The organism is Calothrix sp. CBUCES-K 9914 (assembly GCF_059640475.1).
In genome coordinates, this window is the sequence record NZ_JBXXZH010000468.1 from 1 (window position 1) to 3,314 (window position 3,314).

General features: G+C 35.6%; 2 protein-coding genes and 1 pseudogene. All 3 read left to right on the forward strand.

The features are described from left to right. Nucleotides 1-370, forward strand: a pseudogene (locus tag AC2JBO_RS43990) (photosystem II q(b) protein); the annotation flags it as partial. Between the two features lie 360 nt (nucleotides 371-730). Continuing rightward, nucleotides 731-2,086, forward strand: coding sequence for a DNA cytosine methyltransferase (locus tag AC2JBO_RS43995; RefSeq protein WP_496959922.1), 1,356 nt, complete (start codon nucleotides 731-733; stop codon nucleotides 2,084-2,086). A gap of 160 nt (nucleotides 2,087-2,246) precedes the next feature. Further along, nucleotides 2,247-3,314: IS4 family transposase (locus AC2JBO_RS44000; protein ID WP_496959923.1), on the forward strand; the 1,068-nt coding region annotated here is incomplete at its 3' end.

Consider the following 3,314-nt stretch of genomic DNA (forward strand, 5'->3'; position numbering starts at 1 on the left):
GTTCGGTCAAGAAGAAGAAACCTACAACATCGTTGCAGCACACGGTTACTTCGGTCGCTTAATTTTCCAATACGCTTCCTTCAACAATAGCCGTTCCTTGCACTTCTTCTTAGGAGCTTGGCCTGTTGTATGTATCTGGTTGACAGCATTGGGTATTTCCACAATGGCGTTCAACTTGAACGGTTTCAACTTCAACCAATCAGTACTTGATAGCGAAGGTCGTGTAATCAATACTTGGGCTGACGTTATCAACCGTGCGAACCTAGGTATGGAAGTGATGCACGAGCGTAACGCTCACAACTTCCCACTTGACTTAGCTAGCGGTGAAGCTGCTCCTGTAGCAATTGCGGCACCTGCTATCAACGGTTAAGTTGTAAGTAGAATAAGAATAGAGACGCTACATAGCGTCTCCACACCTTAACAACGCACAGCGCTTTCAGTGAACCACCACTGGGAGCGCTTTTTGATTCACATTCATTCTTTACATTTCTTAATATAGAACGGTAATAGGTGTAAAAGCAATAGCTACAGGGAGTTAATTTGCAACGGATATAACGGATATAACGGATGTAACGGATGTAACGGATAATTTATGGTTACAAACAAAAGTACTGGTAGCCTGAGCGCACACTATTCACGCATCAACCATCCGCTACATCCGTTTATCATCCGTTGCCAGCATAATATATAAATAAAAGCATGACAAAGCAAAATGTTCACAGCACAAACAATGAAAACTGTAGTAAGTCTATTTAGCGGATGCGGAGGATTAGATTTAGGATTTAAACAGCTTGGCTTTAATTTAATTTATGCTTGTGACAATGATGCTGCTGCTGTTGATTGTTATGCCAGAAATATTGATAAACAAGTATATATTAGAGATATAACATCAGAGGAATTTCGTAGGGACATATCATCTATAGAAAAATGTGACGTAGTTATAGGAGGGTTTCCCTGTCAAGGGTTTTCTAAAGCAGGACCAAAAGATGCTTCTGACGCGCGCAACTCATTATACATAGAAATGAAAAAAGTTGTCGCTAAACTGTGTCCACATATTTTTATCGCTGAAAACGTGGATGGAATTTCTCAAAACTTTCAAGGCGCCTATTTAAAACATATTATTCAAGAATATAGTGAGATTGGCTACAAAGTAGAGTATCGCATATTGGATGCTGCATCTTTTGGATTACCACAGCATCGGCGCCGAACTTTTTTTGTAGGTATTAGAAAAAGTTCTTCATATGATTTTGAATGGCCACTACCAACTCATGAAGCCAAAAATCGCAATGGAGAATTTAAATTGTTTAAAGAAGTCTCAGGACAATTGTCTTTATGGGATGATGGCAAAAATAATAGTTTTTCAGACTTACAACCAATTGTAGCTATTCAAGATGCAATATCAGATTTAGTAGAACTTGATGATAATATACCAGACCATCTAATTACAAATGCATGGCCTAAAAAATACGAATTTATCTTTAAAAATATTAAACAAGGGCAAAAGCTGTGTAATGTTAGACACGCTCCTACATCTGTTTATACTTGGTACATACCAGAAGTTTTTGGACAAGTTACAGAACGTGAACGTATAATACTTGAAACTATTGCCAAACATCGGCGCCACAAAAAATATGGAAATATTCCCAACGGAAACCCCTTGCCTACAGATGAAATTGAAAGACTTACAGGACTTACTAAATTAACAGAAGAAATTCAATGCTTAATGTCAAAAGGTTATTTAAAAAATATCAATGAAAAATATGACTTAAAAGGGGCGATGTTTTGCTCAGGTATTTTTAAACGACCATATTGGAATGAACCATCACCTACTTTACTAACAAATTTCCATAATCCACGCTACTTCCTTCATCCATTAAAAAATAGACCATTTTCTCTGAGAGAATGTGCAAGACTCCAAGGTTTTCCAGATAATTTTATCTTTACTGGCGCCGATTCTCAAGTAGACCTGATAAGTGGGTATCGTCTAGTTGGCAACGCTGTTCCACCACCTCTATCAAAGTTATTTGCGACTAACGTTCTTAAGTATCTTTCAACTCAATATCAATTGCTGAGTAGCAGCTTATAGTACTAAGTTAATATCTAGTAACTAAATTAGTAATGAAATTACCCTCCACAAATCTGAAGGGGTGACAAAGGCGCCTAAAAAGCTTAATATGTATAGTGTGTAACGTTTTGTGGTAAAAAAGGATAGGTCTCAAATTGTCAATAAGACCTACCAATTGAAAATGTTACCACAATTTTATCAAAAGCATCTAAAAAGTCAACTCAGCTTACCTGAATTTATCTTTCTAGAAATTTTATTAATCCTTCTACAGACTATTAAAAAAGTTAGTTTAGAAAAATTAGCTAACGCATTACCAATCGGCATTAAATTTGAAAGTAGGAGGAAAAGAATACAAAGATTTTTATCCTTACCTCATCTAACAGTTGAAAAAATTTGGTTTCCAATTGTATTATCTTTTTTAGAAGCATACTTTGAACATGAAAAAATAATCTATATCGCAATTGACCGAACCAATTGGGGTTGTATAAATTTATTTGTAACCAGTATTATTTGGGATAAAAGAGCATTCCCAATATATTTTGAATTACTACCAAAATTAGGAAGTAGTAATTTTGATGAACAAAAAAAACATCTATCCAAAAGCATCCCTCTTTTTAATAATTATAAAATCTGCGTGTTAGGAGATAGAGAATTTTGCTCAGTTCAACTGGCAAAGTGGCTCTCAGAGCAGAATTTATATTTTTGCTTACGCTTGAAAAAGAATGAATTTATTGAATTTAAAAAAAATATTTGGGTTGAGCTAAATGATTTAGGATTAGTACCTGGAACTTCAATGTTTATTCAAGGAACTAAAGTTACAAAGACCAGAGGTTTTATGGGCTTTAATGTTGCTTGTAAATGGAAACGTAAAATTAAGGGAGTGGCGCCGAAAGAAGCGTGGTTTATTATTACAAGCTTTGACTCGTTAGAATTAGCCGTATCAGCTTATAAAAAACGTTTTGACATTGAAGAAATGTTTAGAGACTTTAAAAAAGGAGGTTATAATTTAGAAGATACTAATGTATCTGGTGACCGTTTTATTTCACTAGTTTTATTAATTGCAATTGCATATACTACTACCACGATTCAAGGACAAGAAATTAAACGTAAAGGAATTCAAGAATATGTCTCAAGAGTTAAAGAATATGGTCGTGTAGAAAGACGGCACAGCAGCTTTTATGTTGGTTTATACGGTGAGCCACTTGCGGTGGACGGGTTCCCCGGCATAAGCAAAGTGGCGAACCCGAAG